The following is a 19,529-nucleotide window of genomic DNA, read 5'->3' on the forward strand; positions in this document are numbered from 1 at the left end:
GCCGGGGGTGTTGTGTTGCCGGGGGTGTTGTGTTGCCGGGGGTGTTGTGTTGCCGGGGGTGTTGTGTTGCCGTGCCCCGCGCCCGTCGCTCCGTTGGGGCACGGCGCCGCCGTGCCCCTATCCACGCTCCGCCCTTCCGACATAGGCAACATGCACGTGTGGCACAGGTACCAGCATCAGACCAGACGGGGTCTCGATCAAATTATTGAGTGCAATGTGATACAACGTGCCCCAATATAACATATAATTTATGTGTGCGATCTGTCTACTGTGAGGTGATTATGGCCGAGCCGCAACTCTATACCGCAGTGCTCTCGCTTAATGCGATTTATGAACTCTTTGAGGAACCTGAGATTGATCCCTTCGCTGGCGATGGCCCCTTCGAGGCCGGTATCGAGACGATCATTGTCGATCTCGAGGCTCGCCCGCTCATGGATCCCTGCGCACTCAGGATCAAATTGCCCGCTGACCAGATCACGCCAACGCTCGAAGCCGAGACGAAGCAGGCGCTTGAACGCTATTGCCGCTGGAATATCCAGCGCCTTGAACGCTCGCTGGTTGCGCTGCGCCGTGATGGGCAACGTGCTGTGCTCTATGGTCTGGCGATCCTCGTGACAAGTCTCTTGCTCGCCACCCTCTTTGCTGGCCTCTCCGAGACGGCCACGAATCTCTGGGCCGAGCGCCTCTTTTATATTCTCAGCGATAGTTTCATTATTATCGGCTGGGTCTCGCTCTGGCGCCCCGCCGAGATTCTGCTCTATGATCACTGGCCCTTTCGCCACGATATTCTGACCTATGAAAAAATTGCTGTCGCTGATGTAAAAATTGAGCCAAAAGACTGATAATTATGATCTGCGCTCAGACTAGTTCTGCTAGATCCTCCGCCTCAAGCGCGCGTCCCTTGATGTTGCGTGCCCAGCGGCTTAGCCAGGTCCAGGCGATAAGCCCTGTCACCAGGCAGGCAGCGGCAGTCGTGAAGAGCGCCGAAGCAATGCCTACCGCAAAGGCTTCGCGGTAAAATTCGAGCAGGCCGAGTTGGATGATGGCTTCTGGGGCCTCTTCGTCAATGAGGCCACCACTCCACAAGACGTCATTCAAGATCGCCAGGGCCTGCTCCTGTTGTTCGCTTGTTACCCCCAGGGCTTCGAGCCGCCGCTGAAAATCAAGCAAGCCCGTCAGTTGCGCCGCTGTCGTCAGGATCACACCGGCCAGACCGCCGCCGACCAACCCCGCCGCTTTGCTGATGCCTGAGCTCGCCCCCACTAGATCCGGCGGCAAGACACTTAGGTAGATGTTGTTCCACGAGGTTGAGGCAAGAAAAAAGCCAACGCCAAAGAGCCCCATCACTGGGATCAGGAAGAGATAGGGAAGCCCTGGCCGTGCGAGCGCGGTGAGAAAGATGGCTGCTGCCATGCACAGAAGCCCTGTCGCTACCACGATATACCCCGATTTGTCGCGTGCAAAGCGATCAACTTGACGCAGCGCGAGGATCGGCACGAGTAGGATCGGGCTGAGCATGATGCCGCTGACCATGGCTGAATTTTGCTGTACGGTGGCAAAGAAGCCGTAGAGTTGCAGAATATAGCCGCTCAACGCAAAGCTGAGCGTTGCCGAGATGAGCAGCATCAACGAGAGGAATTGCCGCGAAACCCGGTTGGATCGCCCGCGTAGCCCCCTGTACAGTGACCGCTGTGACCAGACAAGCATCACCCATGTGCCAAGTCCACTGATCAGCAACGCGCTGAGTGTGATCGGGTTGAAGAGTGAGCCAAGCGCACGACTGACGCCTACCGCAAAGATCAGCGCTAAAAAGACGAGCGTCCACGATGCAGCCACGATCGCTTCGGTTCGCCCAAACCCGCCCCTGGCTCGGCTCTCGGGCAGGTAGCGCCAGGCAAGCCAGGTGCCGATGCTGCCAATCACGGTCGGGATGATCAGCGTCGCCCGTAGGCCAACCCAGTCGTTGATCAAGAGGGCCAGCAGGCTTGCGAGCGTGCCCAAGCCTGTTGCTGCCGTGTAGATCAAAAAGGCTCGTGGACGGGCCGGGCCGGTAAAGATCAGCCGGATGATCCCGACGGTGAGGGGGAAGACCAACGCCCCCATCACCCCGGTGATGGTGCGCGTCACCAGCAACATCGGGGCATTCGTGGCAAGAGCAGTCAGCAGGTTGCCAAGCAAAAAGCCGCCCGCGCCAAGCAAGAAGATCCGCCGTCGCCCCAGCAGATCCCCTAGCACCCCACCGATCAATTGGAACGCCACAAAGAGCACCACCCCAATATTGGTGATGATGCGTAACCAGGCCCACTCCGTTCGAAACGCTTCTGCTGGCGCATCAAAGACAAGCATCAACAGCTGCGGATCGGCCGTCTGCGCAAAGGCTACCAGACAACACGCCGCCAGAATCCACCAGCGCCGCTGATCATCACCAGCGACCTTGATCCCCGTCTCATCCTCTAGATTGCGCCTGACACGATCGATCTGCTGGTTTTGCATAGGCTGCTGGACCTACGGCCCCCCTTCCTCGTTTAGCACACTAAAACCTGTGGCTGCGACCCTCGCTGATACGTGCGAGGCCGTGAGGCCTCGCACGTATCATAACATACCCCCTACGCTCAAACGTGCGAAGCTGTCTATGGTATACTGGCGGTACCTTCTGTTGGTCGCTTGCTTACTCCCTGGATGCTTATGGCCGCTCAGTCACTCTATCGTAAGTGGCGCTCGCAAACCTTCGATGAACTCGTGGGGCAAGAACACGTTGTGCAGACGCTTCGCAATGCGATTGTCGACGAGCGCGTGGCCCATGCGTATCTTTTTACCGGGCCGCGTGGCGTCGGCAAGACGAGCATGGCGCGCTTGCTCTCCAAGGCGGTCAATTGCCTAGCCCCTGATCCCGCACAACGCCCTTGTGGTACCTGTCCCGCGTGTGTGTCGATTGCCGAGGGCCGTGCGGTTGATGTGATCGAGATGGACGCCGCTTCGAATACGTCAGTCGAAGACGCCCGCGAGTTGATCGAGCGTGTCCAGTTTCGCCCCGCCGAGTTGCGCACCAAGGTCTATACGATCGATGAGTGCCATATGCTCTCGACCGCTGCGTTCAATGCGTTGCTCAAGACGCTCGAAGAGCCGCCCGACCACGCGATCTTTATCCTGGCGACGACCGAGGTGCATAAGGTTCCCGCGACGATCTTGTCGCGCTGTCAGCGTTTCACCTTTACCCGTCACGGCATTGCCAGTACCGCGGTCCATCTCCGCCGCGTCGCCGAGGCCGAGGCGCTTGCGCTCGAAGAAGGTGTGCCCGAGGCGATTGCCCGCGCCTCTACAGGCAGTATGCGTGATGCGCTCGGCGTGCTCGAGCAACTGGCGTCGTTCACCACCGGCACCATCGGGCTCGCTGAGGTGCATAGCCTGCTGGGCATGACCTCTGCCGCCGAGGTCTATGCGCTGATCGAGGCGTTGCTCGATGCTTCCATGGCCGATGCGCTGCGTGCGATCAATGGGGTCGCCGATCAGGGGGCTGATCTGCGTCAGTTTGCCCGCGATCTGGTCGAGCGCCTGCGGGCGTTGCTCCTGTTGCTCGCCTCGGGCGATCAAGCGCTCGCCGATGTTGGCGCTGATGAGGTGCAGTTGCTCGCATCCTGGGCATCTCGAGCTGATATCCCGCGTCTGTTGCACTGGATCAAGCTCTTCAGTGGCCTCGATTATCAGCTGCGCACCACGCCCTACGGTCACCTGCCGCTCGAACTGGCCGTCGTGGAAGCGCTCGTGACACCTGCCGTCGCTGCGCCTCCTGCTTCGCCCCGCGCTACGGCAACTCCGTCGGCCCCGCGTGCAACGCCTCCCCCGGCGCGTCCACGCCCGGCAGCGCCGCCCCAGGATGCGCCGTCTCCAGCACCACGCCCGGCGCCACCACGCCAGGAGGCCCCGCCTCAGCACGTGACACCATCTGTCGAGCCACCGTTGGCTCGTGCTGAGGTTGCCGCCGTAGTTCATGGGGAAGATGCCGCGCAGGCCGCCCCTGAGCCGCATCTCGCACCACACTCGATCCCCGCTCAGGTACCAGAGCAGGATCCCAGCGCCGTCGAGGCACCACCGCCCACGCTGGCACGTCCAGCGCGGGCACCGCGCTCACCCGACGAAGCCGCCGCCGCCAATGCCGATTTCAGCGTACTCGAACAGATCGAGCATGCCTGGGAAGAGATCAAGCGTGACGTGCGCCCCAAGAGTCCCACGGTGCAGGCGCTGTTGCATAGCGTGCGCCCAGTTGATGTCGAAGGCGCGACGATCGTGTTGCTTGCTTCGTCGGCCTTTCACAAAGAGAATCTCGAGAAAATCGCCAATCGGCGCCTTGTCGAAGAGGTCATTAGCCGTCAACTCGGTGGCACCTACGGGATCCGTTGCACCATCGAGGCGCGTGCCGAGGTCCAAGATCTGCGGGGGAAAATCCGCGAAGCGCGCAAGGATGACCTTGTGCGGGCAGCGATGAATATCTTTGAAGCGCACATTGTTGACATTGAAACCGACGAGGGCTGAGCCCACAGCGTTTTGGTGACACTTTTCATGGTCGCTGGCCTCACTAATCCGCTCTGTGCCCTTTGCGCCTTTGCGTCAAGCCGCTGCAACGGATGCCCCCGCGCCTTCCGTTGCCTCCAGGGCGGTGATCAGCGCGACCAGGGTGGCGTTGTATGGCGTGGCAATGCCGAGCTGCGTGCCGATGGCGACGATGGCGCCGTTGATCGTGGCGATTTCGGTGGGGGCGCCGCGGAGCCGATCTTGTAGCATCGACGATTGGTTCGCGGCGGTGGCGCGGGCGACCTGGAGGACATGCGCAACCGGGTCGGTGTAGGGCAGCGTGATGCCCTGCGCCTCGGCGACACGCACTGCTTCGGTGACGACGGCACTGAGCAGGCTGCGGGCCGCGCTGTTTTCGGCGAGCACGCCGTTGCGCACGCGCAGCAGCGCCGTGATGGCGTTGATGCCGGCGTTGACGATCAGTTTGCCCCAGATCAGGGTGTCAAGATCACCCGTAACGCTCGTCGGCAAACCCGCCTGGTTCAGCAGATCGGCGAGGGCGTTGGCCTGCACCGGGTTTGGCGTGAGGCTCAGGGTGGTCGCGCCCATCCCAGCGTGCCGGACGCGCCCCGGCCCCAGCAGGGTGCCGCCTAGCGTGGTGACCCCCTGCCCCACCCGTGTTGCGCCGAGCTGCCCGGCAAGGATGGCCTGGTTGCCCAGGCCGTTCTGGAGCGTGTAGGCAAGGCCATCGGGGGCCAGCGCTGCGGCACACGCTTCGGCGGCCCAGGCTGTCTGGTGCGCTTTGACGAGCACCAGGGCAAGCTGGGCGGGCAAAGCCAAGGCGGGGTCGCTCACGGCGTGTACCGGACGCGCCTCGACGACCCCATCGCGCTCGCAGTGCAGGCCGCCGCGGTTCAGCGCGGCAACATGGTCAGCCCATTGATCAACAATGACCAGATCGCAGTGCGGTGCGAGATACCATGCCAAGACCCCACCGATCGCGCCGGCTCCGATGATCGCAATTCGCATGACTATTTGATGACCTCGCAGCCACCCATATAGGGCCGCAGCACCTCGGGCACGACGATGCTGCCATCTTCTTGCTGGTAATTTTCCATGATCGCGATGATCGTACGCGGCAGACCCAGGCCCGAGCCATTGAGCGTATGCAGGTACTCGGGTTTGGCCCCTGGTTCGGGGCGATAGCGCAGATTGGCGCGGCGGGCCTGGAACGCCTCGACATTCGAGCAGGAACTGACCTCAAGCCATTCGCCCTGACCGGGTGCCCAGACTTCGATATCATAGGTTTTGGCGGCACCAAAGCCAATATCACCGGTACAGAGAATCTTCGTGCGGAAGGGCAGGCCCAGCAGCCGACAGCATTCTTCGGCATCGCTGCGCAACTTCTCGAGGGCAGCGTAGCTCTGGTCGGGAAAGGTGAACATATACATTTCGACCTTATCGAACTGGTGCCCCCGTTTCATCCCGCGCACATCGCGCCCGGCGCTCAACTGCTCTTTCCGGAAGCAGGGCGTGTAGGCGACGTGATAGATCGGCAACCTCGAAGCATCCAGAATCTCATCGGCATAGAGGCTGGTTATGGGCACCTCGGCGGTCGGCACGAGCCAGAGGCCCGATTCTTCATCGCGATAGAGATTATCGCGGAACTTGGGCAATTGCCCGGCTGCCCAGAGTGCCGCCTCTTTGACGACAAAGGGGGTGTAGACCTCTTCGTAGCCCTGGCGCAGATGGAGATCGAGCAACCACTGGATCGTCGCCCGCTGCAACCTAGCCCCTAGGCCGCGCATGACATAGAACCGCGAGCCAGCGAGTTTGACGCCCTGCTCGAAATTCACGATCCCCAATGCCTCGACCAGTTCCCAGTGCGGCTTGGCTGGAAAGCCTAACTGACGCTCTTCGCCCTCCTGATAGATCACCGGATTGGTGGTATCATCAGCCCCATCGGGCACATCGGGATGCGGCAAATTGCGGATCTCGAGCATGGCCGCCTGCTGGCCTTGCTCGACCTCGGCGACCTCTTTATCGAGCAGACTGATACGCTCGCCAACCGCGCGCATCTCGCGAATTTTGGTTTCACGTGCGTCGGCATCCTTCAACGTGCTGATCTCTTTCGAGACACTATTGCGCAGCGCTTTCAGATCCTCGACCTCGCGCAAGAGCGCCCGACGCCGCTCGTCATAGCCGAGCACCTGGTCAACAATGATCCCATCCACTTGAAAACGGGCCAGTTGTTGTTTGACATAAGCGGGCTGTTCACGGATTACCTTGATATCAAGCATGCTAGCTCCTTGCTACCGTTCGGGTCGCAGATGACGGAGGGTCTCCATCAGCGAAAAGGCGTTGAGGCTTCCCTCATTAAGCCCCTCGACCACACGCTGAGCAGTGGCACGCTGGGCGGGATCGTGAATGCGATACAGGGCCAGATAGACCTTATCGCCATCCTGGATAAAAAAGGTCGCATACGGACTCCCACCCCGTTCGAGTGACGTCAAGATCGCCTGGCGCACCGCCGTATGGGTGATCTCAACCATCTCGCTGGCTGGGCTTCCAGCGGGTACATGATCCTGCTCATCGTCGTCGTCGGCCCACCACGAACTCAGGTCATCCTCGTGGAGAGCAGGCTCGACCTGGGGGCGATGGCGCGTCGTCACCTGATACTGGTCAAGCAACTCGGAGGGGAGGGTGCCGCCCGAGCCGGGGAAATTCTCGCCCCACGCCCGATTGAGCATCCAGACCGTGAGGGCGAGCAGACTCAGCGCACCGACTATCATGATCAATACGACCGTTCCATCCAAAAAAGCTTCTCCTTCGTTTCCGTTCGCCCACAAACCAGTTTGGCTGGTTTGTGGGCGAGCAACAGAAAACCCTTCAGATCAACGTATAATCCCAGCGTACCGGTTGGCCTTGATCGTAAGGCATCACCCCGTGAAACTGGCGGGGATCGGAACTGAAGACGAGGGGGAGGAAGAACTGATCGCCCGGCCAGAGCGGGAGATCCAGCGCGAGCAGGCGCGTGAGCGGAATCCATTCGAGCGCACCTTCCACATTGCTGGTTGGTGGTTCGCCGGTAAAGCGCGTGATAAGGAAGATGAAGCCGAGCCAGTCCTCGCCGTGTTTGCCAAAGCCCGGCCAACTGATCGTACCGCGCAGGGTAAGATCGAGCGCCTCGATGCTCGCCTCTTCGCGCAATTCGCGGCGCATCCCGGCGACAACATCCTCGTGGGGATCAAGTTTGCCCCCAAGCCCATTATACTTGCCGAGATGTTGATCGTCAGGGCGCGCATTGCGATGCACCAGCAAGACCTGCTGCTGGTCAGGCGAAAGCACATAGCCTAACGTTCCGACAATAGGTGTATACGGCATAGATTCTTCCTACCAATCCCGGTACATACCCCGTTCGCCGCGGCGATATTCGGCGATCCGTTCGCGACTGCCAGGATCAAGATTTGCAGGCAGGTCACGATAGAGAAAGAAGTGGGCAGCAACAATCTCGAGATCGCCAGCCGGTGGCTGGGCGGCCTCGTTGGTGTGACAGACAAAGACGGCGATCAGGTTGTTCATGCCTTCGCTGAAATTGTGAAAAAGCCCGTGCAGATGAGCGACTTCGCCGTGACATCCAGCCTCTTCGCGTAGTTCACGGAGCGCGCTGTGTTCAAGGCTCTCGCCAGCCTCGGCACCGCCCCCGGGCAAGGCCCAGGGCCAGCGCCCACCCCGATGACGCACGAGCAACACCCGGTCGTCCTGGGGCACGAGCACGCGCACCCCGATCTGGGTTGGACGAGTGACAACACGGCTGGTTGCGCGGGCCACGAGAAAGAGATTGTAGGTCAGGGTGAGCGCACCTTCGCGCAGGCCACCGAGCATTGCATGCATAGAAAACGCCTACGAGACGAGCGCCGGGCGACGGGTATGCCAGGTTGCGACCTGTTGATAGGCATCACCGGCGCGCAGCAGCGTTGCTTCTTCAAAGGGGCGGCCAATCAATTGCAGCCCAACCGGCAGATCCTCGCTGAAGCCGCACGGCACCACAAGGCCGGGCACGCCAGCAAGGTTGATCGGCAGGGTGCAGACATCGCTCAGATACATCGCCAGCGGGTCATCGAGCTTCTGGCCGACCTTGAAAGCCACGGTTGGTGAGGTCGGCGCCGCCAGCAGATCGACCTGGGCAAAAGCCTGCTCAAAATCACGCTTGATCAACGTGCGTACCTGTTGCGCCCGTTTATAGTAGGCATCATAGTAGCCCGCCGAAAGGGCATAGGTGCCAAGCATAATGCGTCGGCGCACCTCGGCCCCAAAGCGACGCCCGCGGGTCAGTTCGATCTCTTCCCACATCGAGGTGCCTGCCTCGCGGGGACCATAGCGGACACCGTCATAGCGGGCGAGATTGGCACTTGCCTCGGCGGGGGCAACGATATAATATGTTGGCAAGGCATATTTTGTATGCGGCAATGACAACTCAATAACCTCAGCCCCCTGGTCGCGCAAGACGGCAATTGCTTCACGGGTAGCCTGTTCAACCCCAGATTCCATTCCCTCGACAAAATACTCACGCGGCACACCCACCCGCAGGCCACGCAGATCACCGGTCAATCCCGCTTGATAGTCGGGTACTGGCACGGTTGCGCTCGTACCGTCACGTGGATCATGGCCGGCGATTACCTGCAAGACCAGCGCGATGTCGGCGGCGGTCCAGGCAAAGGGGCCGATCTGGTCAAGCGAGGAGCCATAGGCAATCAAGCCAAAACGACTCACCCGTCCATAGGTTGGTTTCAAGCCACTGACCCCACAGAGGGCGGCAGGTTGGCGGATCGAGCCACCCGTATCAGTTCCCAGGCTCGCCAGGGCCATCCCTGCTGCAATGGCGGCCGCGCTGCCACCGCTGCTACCACCCGGAACCCGCTCGGTATCCCAGGGGTTGCGGGTCACCTGAAACGCACTATTCTCGGTACTCGACCCCATCGCAAACTCATCACAGTTGACTTTGCCAAGACTGACGGTGCCAGCAGCCTGAAGGCGTTCCACAACAGTGGCATTGTAGGGTGGCACGAAGTTTTCGAGGATCGCCGAGCCGCAGGTCGTCCGGACGCCTGCGGTACAGATCACATCTTTGATCGCGATAGGAATGCCATGCAATGGCCCGCTCGTGGCGGTGCGTGTAGCATCGGCGGTTTGGGCGGCGGCGAGCGCCTGCTCGCCTGTGGTCGTTAGAAAGACCTGTAACGCTGGTTCGAGGGCGGTGATCCGCTTTAGAAGAGCCTCGGTTAAGGCCACCGATGTAAGTTCGCCCGCCGCAAGGGCTTGCTGGGCTTCACGAATAGTCAGGTTATAGAGCTCGCTCATGGGGCCTCTCTCAACCGATGCGTTGCCGATGGGGCAGGCATCACAAAAGGGTAGCTATGTTTTGCTCTTCTTCTATTATAGCGCACCAGGGCCAATCCTTTGCCAGGCGCATGCGCTATGTCTTGCCCTGGCTGGTCATGTGTTTGGTGCTCGTGGCGAGTCTCGGGTACGCGGTGCCGGGACAGGCGCAGCCCGGCGTTGATCGCTTCGTGCCGGGGGCGCGTCCTCCCCGGTCTTTCCCCACCCTTCAGATCTTTGATGGTGAACGCGAACCCGCGTCGTCGGTCGTGACGTGTCGTCAGGTGCTGGCTGATCCGCAGGTGAATCTGGCGGCTGAAACGTCACCGTGGAAGGAATACCGTGGAGAGCGTGGTTTTTCGGATGCTGCACCGTTTTCGGGCTTGCAGAGCCTTATTTTGACGCCAACGCAGGCGGTGGCGGCGACGGGACAGCTCGTTACGTTGCCTGTCGGGGTGACTGAACTCTATGGGGCGTTGCAATACCGCTATGCACGCGGTTCAACCAGCCCTGGCGATCAGTTGCAGATCGCCTTGTTTGCGTCGGAGGATGGTGTGGCGAGCGAGCCGCCCCTGGTGACGGTGAAGACGCGTGAGGTGGCGCAGGATGATGATGCGACCTGGCGTTTGTTCGAGTGGGAGGTGCTTGATGCCGATGTGCTGGCCGAACTGCGGAGCCGTGGTCGCTTTGTCTTTGTGGTACAGACCATCCGCACCAATCAGACGCTGGCGCAGCAACTCTCGCTTGACGATCTGCGGGCCAATGTCTGTTTTCCCGCCACGAGCCTGTCCGGGCAGGTGCGCACGAGTGAGGGTGGCGTCGCGAACGCCCTGGTGCTCTTGCTTCGGTCTGATGCGACAGGGTCGGCCGTGCTTGCCAGCACGCGCAGCGATGCGAATGGGAGCTATCGTTTTGTTGGGGTGCCGCCGCTGGTTGCGGGTAATCGGTATCAGATCTGGTATCGTGATGTGCCTGCGGCACCGCCACGCCTGCCGGGGCGAACAGGCTTCTGGGCTGGGCCACGACTGACGAGCCTGCCCGAAGGGGGCAGCGTAACCGGGCTTGATCTGGATGTCACCGGGGTGACGCTGCTTGAACCGGCTTCGTATACGACAACCGTGGCGACCGATGCCGCACCAGTCGTGCTACGCTGGCAAGGACGGGCGACTGCGGGCACCTTTCACCAGGTGTGTGTCTATGATCCAGCGCGCGGTGATCCCACGACGGGTTTACCGGTGCAGGTCTGTGGGCCAGTGCGTGCGGCGGATCGTGAACCACTGAGCTTTGCGTTGAGTCCGGCCAGTTTTGCTGATGTTCCAGCCTTTGCTTTCACCTATGGGCGCAGTTACCGCTGGTATGTCGTGATCTATGCCGGCGATCCGCGGCTCAACCCGACCGTTGAGTATGGCTACAGCCAGGCCGAGCGGGCGCTGACTTTGTTGCCTGCTCCAGCGCCCCCGTTCGAGCCGCCGCCTCCAGCTGAGCCAGGCGAGCCGGATAGTGCTACGAGCGACGCCGCCTGGACCTTGCTGATCTATCTGGCGGGCGACAATATGTTGGGTGACGGAACGAGGGTGCCCTGGGGAGTCTTGCCCGCGCAGCAACTTGCCTGGTTGCCAGCGCTGGCAACGGCCTACCCGCAGGTCAACCTGATCAGCCTGGCTGACTATTATGGCCCCCGGGGGGCCGAGCTTTGTGTGTACGCAGCGCAGACGCCACCGGATTGTCGTGCGCGTGGTGAGATCAACAGTGCCGATCCTGCGACGCTCGCCGCTTTCATTGCCGCTGGGCGTGCGCGGTACCCGGCAACGCGCACGGCACTGTTGCTGATCACCCCGGCCCAGGCGGCGGGTTGGCTAGCGCTTGACGAACATCCGGGGGAGCATGAAACCCCAGCCGCCCTCAATCTCGACGATCTCCAGGCTGCCTATCGCGCTGCGGGACTTGAAGGGGAGGGCAACCTTGACCTGGTGATCTATCAGGCTCCGGTGATGGGCAGCATCGACGTGCTTGCGGCGACGGCCCCGTATGCGCAGGCGATGGTCGGTTCATCGGATCAGATGTGGCAGATAACCCCGTGGCAAGGGTTGCTGAGCATCCTGGAAGGGGCAGGGCGTGACGAGCTACCAGTGGTTGCAACACGCGTGGTGGAGGCGTACGCAGCCGCGGCAGGCCCGGAACGAGCGTTTAGTCTCGTCGCGTATGATCTGCGTCGCAGCGAAGCTTTCCTCGCCCAGGTTGAGAGCTTTGCGCTGGCCCTGCGCACCGAACTTACGACGACGAGCGCGGCGACGCGTCCTGCGTTACGTGAAGCACTGCGCCAAACACAGGTGTATGACTCATCGGGAAATGGGCTGATTCATGCGTTGAATCTAGGGAATGATCGAATTGCGGCGCAAGAAGATGCGCTGATCGACCTCTACAGCCTAGCGGTTGAGGTCGCGGCGATCGAGACGGCCTCGGATACCGTGCGAACAGCGGCTGAGACGTTGATTGTCTGGCTTGAGGATGCGGCCCAAACCCCGGTGTTGAGCCATCGAGCCAATGCAGGCACGAGCATAACGGGCTTTTCCATCGATTTTCCGAAGGCGCGCGGTCTCGCAATCTTTTTTCCTTCAGGCGAGCGACTTGGTCAACAACAGGCACTGTTTGAACAGTATGTCTTTGATCGGCCTGACAGTCAAACGAGTCAGCGTGAATGGGCGCGACTGCTGACAACCTATCTCGAACCAATCCCCGGGCGGGGGCCGGGGGGCATTACCGAGGGCACGGGCGGCATCCGTGCCTTGCCGATGCCTGGAGGGTTACAGCGACCATTCATCTATGTGCCGGTCGTAGAGCGATAGCGATGTACGGTCGTGCGATAATTGGTATGAGATGAGATGGGCATGATGCGAGGGTTTTCATTTGGCCGAAGCTGGTTGCGCATGTGTCGCACCAGGATCGAGGCGCGCTTGTCGAGTGAGCCAGCGTTGCGTTTGATGGAGCCGTTGCTGCGCCTTCCCCTGGGCTTTGAGGTGGCGACAGAGTACGCCGCGCTCATCGAGACGCCGACGACGCTGGGGTTGGTCGGGCCACCAGCCTCGGGGCGCTCGCTGGCCTTGATGCAACTTGCGGCGCACTGGGTGGCGCATCCACGTGATCTGCCCTTGCTCTATCTTGCGTTGAGTGACGACGATCTGCTCAACCTCCCCCCGCGGGCGGTGCTCGCGCGGGCAGCATATCAGGCTGGCTTGCCTGAGCAATTTGTCTCGCATCAGCGCCCCGGCCTGCTCTTGCTTGATGACTGGGAAGGGCTGCCCCTCGCTCGTCGGGCCATCTGGCAACAGTTTCTCGTTTCGGCCCAGCGAACATGGCCTACCTTGCGGATCGCCCTCACTCTCCCCCTGGGAGAAGCCTGGGACGGGGTGCGCATCTGTCCGCTTGCTTTGCCCACCGGAACAACCATGGCGCAGTGGCTTGCGCATCTCTTGCCAACCTACGATCTTGCCCCGCTGCTCGCGGCGCTCCATAGTGCGCCGCTGGCCCCGGTGCGCGAGAGCCTAGCGGATCTGGCGTTGCTGGCCCTGATCTACCCGCTAGGGGGCATTCCGTCTTCGCGGGCCGCGTTGTATGCGCAGGCTTATGCGCTGGCCGAGCCATTGCTTGCCAATTATCCCGTCATTGAAGTGGCAGGCACAGGCCTGCCCAGGCATGGCCGGATGCTGCATACGGGTGTCGCGATAGGCCGTCTTCACCTGCGTTCGTATGAACAGGCACGGGTGTTGGCCGATAACGATCCCCATGCGATTACCGATCTGCCGGTCGAAGAGCGCACGGCTGTCGCGGCTCTGAGCGCTGGTTTGCGCGTTGATCCTGTGCCCCTATTCGAGATGCTTGCGCGTGAAACGGACGACTTTGACAATCTGCGGGCCCTGGTGGCGTGTGTGCGTGAAATGCCGACCTATGCACCTGGGTTGAATCTGCGCCTGGTGGAATACCTGACGGCTTCTGGGGTTGACGAAGAGCGCCAGACCTTGCTGGCCCAACTGGCCCCTGTCTTGCCGGTGCTCTTTGTGGCGGCGGCAGCGCATGACGAAGCTCGGACGCTGGCGGCGATGCGGGCGACGGCCTCGTTGTTGGCGGCACTGCCAACGATCTGGCTAGAGCTTGGAGAACGACCGGGGGTGCCGATCACCCTGCGCAGACTCGCGGCTGACCTCTTGATTGACCTGGCCCCAACGCCCGAACTGCTTGCGGATGGCGCGTCTGATGCTCCAGGCGCAGCCTATGCCTTTCGGGCGTATGTTGCGGCCTGTGTTGATGGAGCAACGCGGCAATTGCTTGCGAGCGCACCGCTGCGTGAAGGGTGTGCCGCCCTTCTGACCGACGAGACGATGGGCACGCAGCGCACCCGGGCCGCGCTGGCGCTCCTCGATGATCCTGCTGTGCCTGAAGAACTGCGGGCCCTGGCCCTCGCCTGTGCCAACCGGCACGATCTCGTTGAAGAGGCGGCGGTCGCCGAGGCGCCCCTCTTGCGCCGGGCGGCGCTGCAGAGTCTTGCGAACGAGGCCCCATCGGTGGCGTTGCTTGCCTTGACGCGCGTCTTGATGCGGCCAGAGGCCACGCGCATTGCACGACGCGAGGTGCTTGAAGTGCTGGCAACGGTTCCACATCCTGGAAGGCCAACGCTGCTCGCCCGAATCGGTGTGAGTGCGGCCTTGCCGCTGACAACCCAGCTTGATGCGCTTGGCTTGCTTGCCCGGCAGAGCGGCGCTCCCAGCGTTGCACTGTTGCAGCGCCTGCTGATGCGCCCAGATTTGCCCCTTGTACTCCGCGTACGTGCCGCCGAGCATCTCGCGTCACGCGGCCTCCCGGAACTTGGGCCAATGTGGGTGGCTCTGCTTACGGGTGATGCGCCAGCGCTGCTGAAACGGGTTGCGGCCCTGGCGCTTGGCGACGTGGGTACGCATCCTGCCCGTGGTGCAACTGCGGCATTCGCGTTGCGGAGAGCATTGCAGCGAGCGATCCTTGATCCACGGCTTGCCTCGGTCATCGTTGAAGCTCTGGGCAAAACCGGCGACCAAACAGCGCTGTCGATCTTCACCGCACTGCTTGCGCCTTCGTTCATCACTGTGCTTGACGCGCACTGGCAACGGGTTGCCCCCGCACTCACCCAGACTCCGGCCCTGGCCTGGCCTGACCTGCCGTTACCGGCCTCAGTCCAGCGGATCCTGGCCGAGGCGCTGGCCGACAACCCCCGCTTGACGCACCCGGCAACCCGGTTTGCGGCGATGGTAGAGGCGCAGGCGGAACATGTGGCGCTGGCAGCAATTAGCGGGATGGCGCATCTGGCTCATACGGTGGGGATGCGCGAGCAAGTTGTGACCGCACTGCGTCGGGCGCTCTGGGCTGAACAACGACGCGACGTTGCGCAGGCCATGCTCATAACGCTGGCTCGGCTCAGTCATCCCGTCGAAGAACTGGCGGCATTGTTGCAGGCGACCGAGCTTGATCTGCAGTTACGCTTGATGGCGTTGGAGTGGATCGGCAGCGATCCTGCCGTGCAACGCATGTTCGGTGAACGCCTCGTCCAGCATTGCGACGAGCCAGCGATCCGTGCGGCTATGCTTGAACAGCTTGGTCATCCAGCGATACCGACCACCATTGTTGGCGCACTTGCGCGTGATCTTGGCGAAGACCCTCTGGTACGTTATGCCGCCATTGCCGCGCTTGGCCGCAGTGGCCAGCGTGACGCCCAGACGAGCCTGCTTGCGCTTGTCCGCGATCCGGCTGAAGCCAACGAGATCCGTTTTGCCGCGCTCGAAGCGTTGCCCGCCACGTTGACTGAGGCCAGCATGAGTCAGTTGAGGCACCTGTTTCATCAACATCAAGACGGAGCGTTGGCGCTTGCAATGGCACGTATTCTGGCGCACAATCGTGATGCAACCGGGCTAGCCTGCTTGCTGGACGCAGTGCAATCCGCCAGTGGCCCGGCGATCCTTGCCGTGCTCGACGTGCTGGGGCCACTCGATGCCCCACAGATCACCCCTGTGCTCACCCGGCTCAGCCAACGCTCAGCAGCGGCACCGGCGGTACGTCTGGCGGCGCTTGCGACCCTCTTGCGACGTGGTGAACAGGACGTGCTGCCATTGTTGCAGCGTTACCTGACTGACCCATCGCCCCCCGTGCGGGTGCAGGCCTATACGCTGCTCGAGGAGTTTGCTCCCGAGAATTTGCGCCTCGAAGACCCCCTGGATGATCCTGATGCGCCCCTGGTGCTGCGGCTGAAAGCCCTGACCTACCGTGCCGAGCGTACCTTTGATCCTGGCTGGCTCTGTGCATTGACCGGGAAGAGTGATCAACCGCTCGCGCTGCGTCTGGCAGCGGTCACTGCACTGGCGCGTGTGACCGAGCCGATCGTTGTTGTGAGGCTCGAAGCACTCTTGCACATACCCCAGGGTTGGCCCGACCATCCTCTGCCCATCATACGGCGGCAGTGCCTGGCAACCCTGGGGTGTCTGGCGCAAGGTGACGGTGCGTGTGCCGAAGCAGCCCTGGCGACGCTTGCCCGCCTCAGTTGTGAAGCAGGGCCGGTCGCCGTGCAACGGTCATGGGCAAGTGTTGTCTTGCTAGAGGCAACCGGGTAGGGGCAAGGGCGGCTTGAGCGCTGTCTGATACCTGGCAATCTAAGGGTGAACAGTTACTTTTTTGCATCCTCTTGTGAATCTATTGATTACAAGGTATACTGATCATCATTCATTTTGTTCATGAACAGCATTCGACAAAAGAACCAGCCTTGGCAAGGCTACAGGTGCAGAGGTCGAATGCGAAGAAAGGATTGCGGAGTATGTCCAATCAGAACCCGGTTTTATCGCTGGATGTCGATCTGCAACGTGGCATGGTTCCTATTTCGAAGGCAGCCAGTTCGCTCGCGATGCTGATGAAGCGAGCGCGTGAGCAGAATCAGCCGATTGTGATTACCCAGAAAGGCTACCCGAGCGGCGTCTTGCTGTCGATTGAACTCTTTACCGCACTGCGCACGATGGCCGAGGCAGCCGAAGCAGCGAAGGGGAAAACTACGGCTGAGCAGACTGACGGCTAAGGATAGCCGGGAGGCCTTCTCGGGGAAGCTAGGTTGGCGTACATAGATGTCTTCCCAAAGACAAAGTGGAATTCAAGGGTAACTGCGCTGTTTTCTGGGTGTTGTCACTCTTTTACCCTCGACTCGTAGTGCCGACTTCAGTCGGCTGAAAGGGTGTGAGCATCGTTCGCCACCACGTGGTGAACCTTTGGAGTGCCGGCTTTAGCCGGCTAAAGCCGGCACTGCAAAGCAAACCGTCGCCTTTTCAGACAGCCTCTTAGGAGCGAAGCGTCGCGGGCGTCCCGACGACCAAGATGCTTCGTTTCACAATTTTGACACCTAAGCAATGTATACGTGCGCGAAGTTGGGAGAAACCAATGCGACGGCGTGGAGATCTTGAAGCATTGGAGGGCGCTAGGCTTCCCCTAAATGAGATCGTGGAGGGGAATTGTCTTGAGGTGCTCACACGCTTGCCTGCACAATCGGTCGACATCATTTTTGCCGATCCGCCCTATCATCTACAACTTGCACAAGAGTTGTTACGACCCGATCAAACCGTCGTGGCTGGCGTTGATGACGGCTGGGATCAGTTTGTTGACAGTGCAGCGTACGACCAGTTTACCGAGCAGTGGCTGAGCGCGTGTCGGCGGGTCTTGAAAACTGACGGTACCATCTGGGTCATTGGGTCGTACCACAATATCTTTCGTGTTGGCAAAATCATGATGGATCTGGGCTACTGGATTCTCAATGATATCATCTGGCATAAAACGAATCCGATGCCCAATTTTCACGGGACACGTTTCCAGAACGCGACTGAAACGTTGATCTGGGCCAAAAAGTCAAAAGAACAGAAACGCTATACCTTTCATTACCAGGCGATGAAGCATTTCAATGACGAAAAACAGATGCAAAACGTCTGGCATCTGCCGTTGTGTACCGGGGCCGAGCGGCTGAAGATCGATGGCAAGAAAGCTCATTCGACGCAAAAGCCCGAGGCGCTGCTCTACCGGGTGTTGCTAGCTTCAACGAATCCTGGCGATCTTGTGCTTGATCCCTTTTTTGGTTCGGGGACAACTGGTGCCGTCGCCAAGAAGTTGCAGCGCAACTACATTGGCATCGAAATTGCGCCGGCCTATATTGAACTTGCCCGTCGGCGGATCGATAGCATCCCCGACTCAGCGTTGAGCGAGCGTGAGTTGGTGACTCCCTCGCGCCGTCACCAACCACGCATTAGCCTGGGTCAACTGATTGAAGCGCACTACCTTGCCGTGGGTCAGCGCCTCTTTTCACGCGATCGGCGCGAAGAGGCGACCGTCAAGGCTGATGGGCATCTCATCTGGCGCGATCAGCACGGCTCGATGCATCAACTTGCCGCGCTGGCGCAGCAACGCCCTGCCTCGAATGGCTGGGAATATTGGTACTGCGAAGATGACACCGGCAACCTTATCAGCATTGATGACCTGCGCGAACGCTATCGCCGTGAGCAAGGCCTGGCCTAACTTTGTCAGCACCCTGTTATGTTTGCAAATCCTGTGCAAAAAGTTTGCAATTGTGGTATGCTATAGCTACACAACAAAGAAACGAGCTTCCCGAAGTTCTAGAAAAAAGGAAAAGCAAAGATATGGTTGCGATGCAGGTTGAAACAAGCGCTCGGCACGAAGAGCGGCGTTATAGTGTTACTGAGCGCTATCTGGATGGCCCGCTGGGGCCGACCCGGTACTGGGCTTCGACGCCTGTGCAGGGACTGCCGGTCGTCTTCATTCATGGGTATGGCGCCCTGATTGACCACTGGCGCAAGATTGTGCGCTCGGTGGCCCGCGAGCACACCTTTTACGCGCTCGATCTCTATGGATTTGGCTACTCGGCGCGGCCTGAAGGCCAGCCCAGCAAGGTCCGTTGGGCCGAGCAGATCGCTCATTTTGTGCAAAAGGTTGTTGGTGGACCAGCGGTCATCGTCGGCCACTCGATGGGGGGTGTGGCGGCAACTGAATTTACCCGGCGTTTCCCTGAATTGACCAGAGCGCTCATTCTCGTCAACAGCTCGGGCATGCAACTCTACGAGCGCCCGTTGACCCCGACCGATCAGGTCTTGTTGTCGCTAATCGGCGCCCCAGTGATTGGCGAGACGGTCGCCGGCATCTTTGGCAACGAATGGGGGGTGCGTCAGAGTTTGCTCGCCTCGTATCACCGGAAAGAAGCGGTCACGCCTGAGTTGGTCGAGACCTTCAGCGGTCCGTTGCGCCGCTTTGGGGCCAATTCATACCTTGCGGTCACGCGCTCATCGGTACGCTTTGGCATTGATATGCAACCAGGTGAATACAACGGGCCAACGTTGCTCATCTGGGGGGCCGAAGACCGCTCGATCCCGCCCTCGGATGCCGAGGCAATCAAGCGGCGGATCTTGCCCCAGGCCGAAATCGCCATTCTACCCGACACCGGCCACTGCCCCTTCGACGAAACCCCCGAACTCTTCACCGACGCCTTGCTCCCGTGGCTGGCGAAACTTGGATAGATGACGATCTGCCGCCTAAACGGGCCAACTTCGTTGGCCCGTTTAGGCGGCAGAACAGTGCGCAAC

At 60.7% G+C, this 19,529-nt stretch carries 14 protein-coding genes; 7 read left to right on the forward strand and 7 right to left on the reverse strand.

The genetic code is table 11. From position 1 onward, the window contains the following. Positions 1-281 precede the first annotated feature (281 nt). Positions 282-842: a hypothetical protein gene (locus EYB53_RS00910; protein WP_135475760.1), complete on the forward strand. Its 561-nt coding sequence runs from the start codon at positions 282-284 to the stop codon at positions 840-842. A gap of 16 nt (positions 843-858) precedes the next feature. On the opposite strand, the gene EYB53_RS00915 is transcribed toward EYB53_RS00910, so the two are convergent. Beyond that, positions 859-2,493, reverse strand: coding sequence for an MFS transporter (locus EYB53_RS00915; RefSeq protein ID WP_135475763.1), 1,635 nt, complete (start codon positions 2,491-2,493; stop codon positions 859-861). A 192-nt stretch (positions 2,494-2,685) separates the two neighbouring features. Here EYB53_RS00915 and dnaX point away from each other — a divergent pair, with 192 nt between their 5' ends. Further along, complete coding sequence (dnaX, locus tag EYB53_RS00920) at positions 2,686-4,530, forward strand: DNA polymerase III subunit gamma/tau (RefSeq protein ID WP_135475765.1); 1,845 nt, start codon at positions 2,686-2,688, stop codon at positions 4,528-4,530. Between the two features lie 75 nt (positions 4,531-4,605). On the opposite strand, the gene EYB53_RS00925 is transcribed toward dnaX, so the two are convergent. The 6 genes from EYB53_RS00925 to gatA all read right to left on the reverse strand — a co-directional run bounded on the left by EYB53_RS00925 (position 4,606) and on the right by gatA (position 9,870). Next, on the reverse strand, positions 4,606-5,538 hold the full coding sequence (locus EYB53_RS00925) for a ketopantoate reductase family protein (RefSeq protein WP_135475767.1): 933 nt from the start codon (positions 5,536-5,538) through the stop codon (positions 4,606-4,608). 2 nt (positions 5,539-5,540) lie between these two features. Next, a complete protein-coding gene (gene serS / locus EYB53_RS00930) occupies positions 5,541-6,809 on the reverse strand; it encodes a serine--tRNA ligase (RefSeq protein WP_135475769.1) in 1,269 nt (422 codons plus the stop codon). 12 nt (positions 6,810-6,821) lie between these two features. Further along, a complete protein-coding gene (locus EYB53_RS00935) occupies positions 6,822-7,325 on the reverse strand; it encodes a hypothetical protein (RefSeq protein ID WP_135475771.1) in 504 nt (167 codons plus the stop codon). Positions 7,326-7,398: 73 nt separating this feature from the next. After that, positions 7,399-7,893 (reverse strand): NUDIX hydrolase, encoded by a 495-nt coding sequence (locus EYB53_RS00940; RefSeq protein WP_135475773.1) that lies wholly within the window; start codon positions 7,891-7,893, stop codon positions 7,399-7,401. A 9-nt stretch (positions 7,894-7,902) separates the two neighbouring features. After that, on the reverse strand, positions 7,903-8,403 hold the full coding sequence (locus tag EYB53_RS00945; RefSeq protein WP_135475775.1) for an NUDIX domain-containing protein: 501 nt from the start codon (positions 8,401-8,403) through the stop codon (positions 7,903-7,905). 9 nt (positions 8,404-8,412) lie between these two features. Beyond that, positions 8,413-9,870 (reverse strand): Asp-tRNA(Asn)/Glu-tRNA(Gln) amidotransferase subunit GatA, encoded by a 1,458-nt coding sequence (gene gatA / locus EYB53_RS00950; protein ID WP_135475777.1) that lies wholly within the window; start codon positions 9,868-9,870, stop codon positions 8,413-8,415. 56 nt (positions 9,871-9,926) lie between these two features. Here gatA and EYB53_RS00955 point away from each other — a divergent pair, with 56 nt between their 5' ends. The 5 genes from EYB53_RS00955 to EYB53_RS00975 all read left to right on the forward strand — a co-directional run bounded on the left by EYB53_RS00955 (position 9,927) and on the right by EYB53_RS00975 (position 19,463). Then, positions 9,927-12,734 (forward strand): clostripain-related cysteine peptidase, encoded by a 2,808-nt coding sequence (locus tag EYB53_RS00955; protein WP_167857185.1) that lies wholly within the window; start codon positions 9,927-9,929, stop codon positions 12,732-12,734. Between the two features lie 42 nt (positions 12,735-12,776). Continuing rightward, entirely contained in the window at positions 12,777-16,517 is a 3,741-nt protein-coding gene (locus EYB53_RS00960; RefSeq protein WP_167857186.1) for a HEAT repeat domain-containing protein, read from the forward strand. Between the two features lie 200 nt (positions 16,518-16,717). Continuing rightward, positions 16,718-16,972 carry a type II toxin-antitoxin system prevent-host-death family antitoxin gene (locus EYB53_RS00965; protein ID WP_135475783.1) on the forward strand — a complete coding sequence of 85 codons (255 nt, stop codon included), beginning with the start codon at positions 16,718-16,720 and terminating at the stop codon, positions 16,970-16,972. A 356-nt stretch (positions 16,973-17,328) separates the two neighbouring features. Continuing rightward, positions 17,329-18,450, forward strand: a complete 1,122-nt coding sequence (locus EYB53_RS00970; RefSeq protein ID WP_135475785.1) for a site-specific DNA-methyltransferase — start codon at positions 17,329-17,331, stop codon at positions 18,448-18,450. Between the two features lie 122 nt (positions 18,451-18,572). Further along, complete coding sequence (locus tag EYB53_RS00975) at positions 18,573-19,463, forward strand: alpha/beta fold hydrolase (protein WP_254150817.1); 891 nt, start codon at positions 18,573-18,575, stop codon at positions 19,461-19,463. Positions 19,464-19,529 lie beyond the last annotated feature (66 nt).

It is taken from the genome of Candidatus Chloroploca mongolica (assembly GCF_004762035.2).
In the GTDB taxonomy this organism is placed as follows: domain Bacteria; phylum Chloroflexota; class Chloroflexia; order Chloroflexales; family Chloroflexaceae; genus Chloroploca; species Chloroploca mongolica.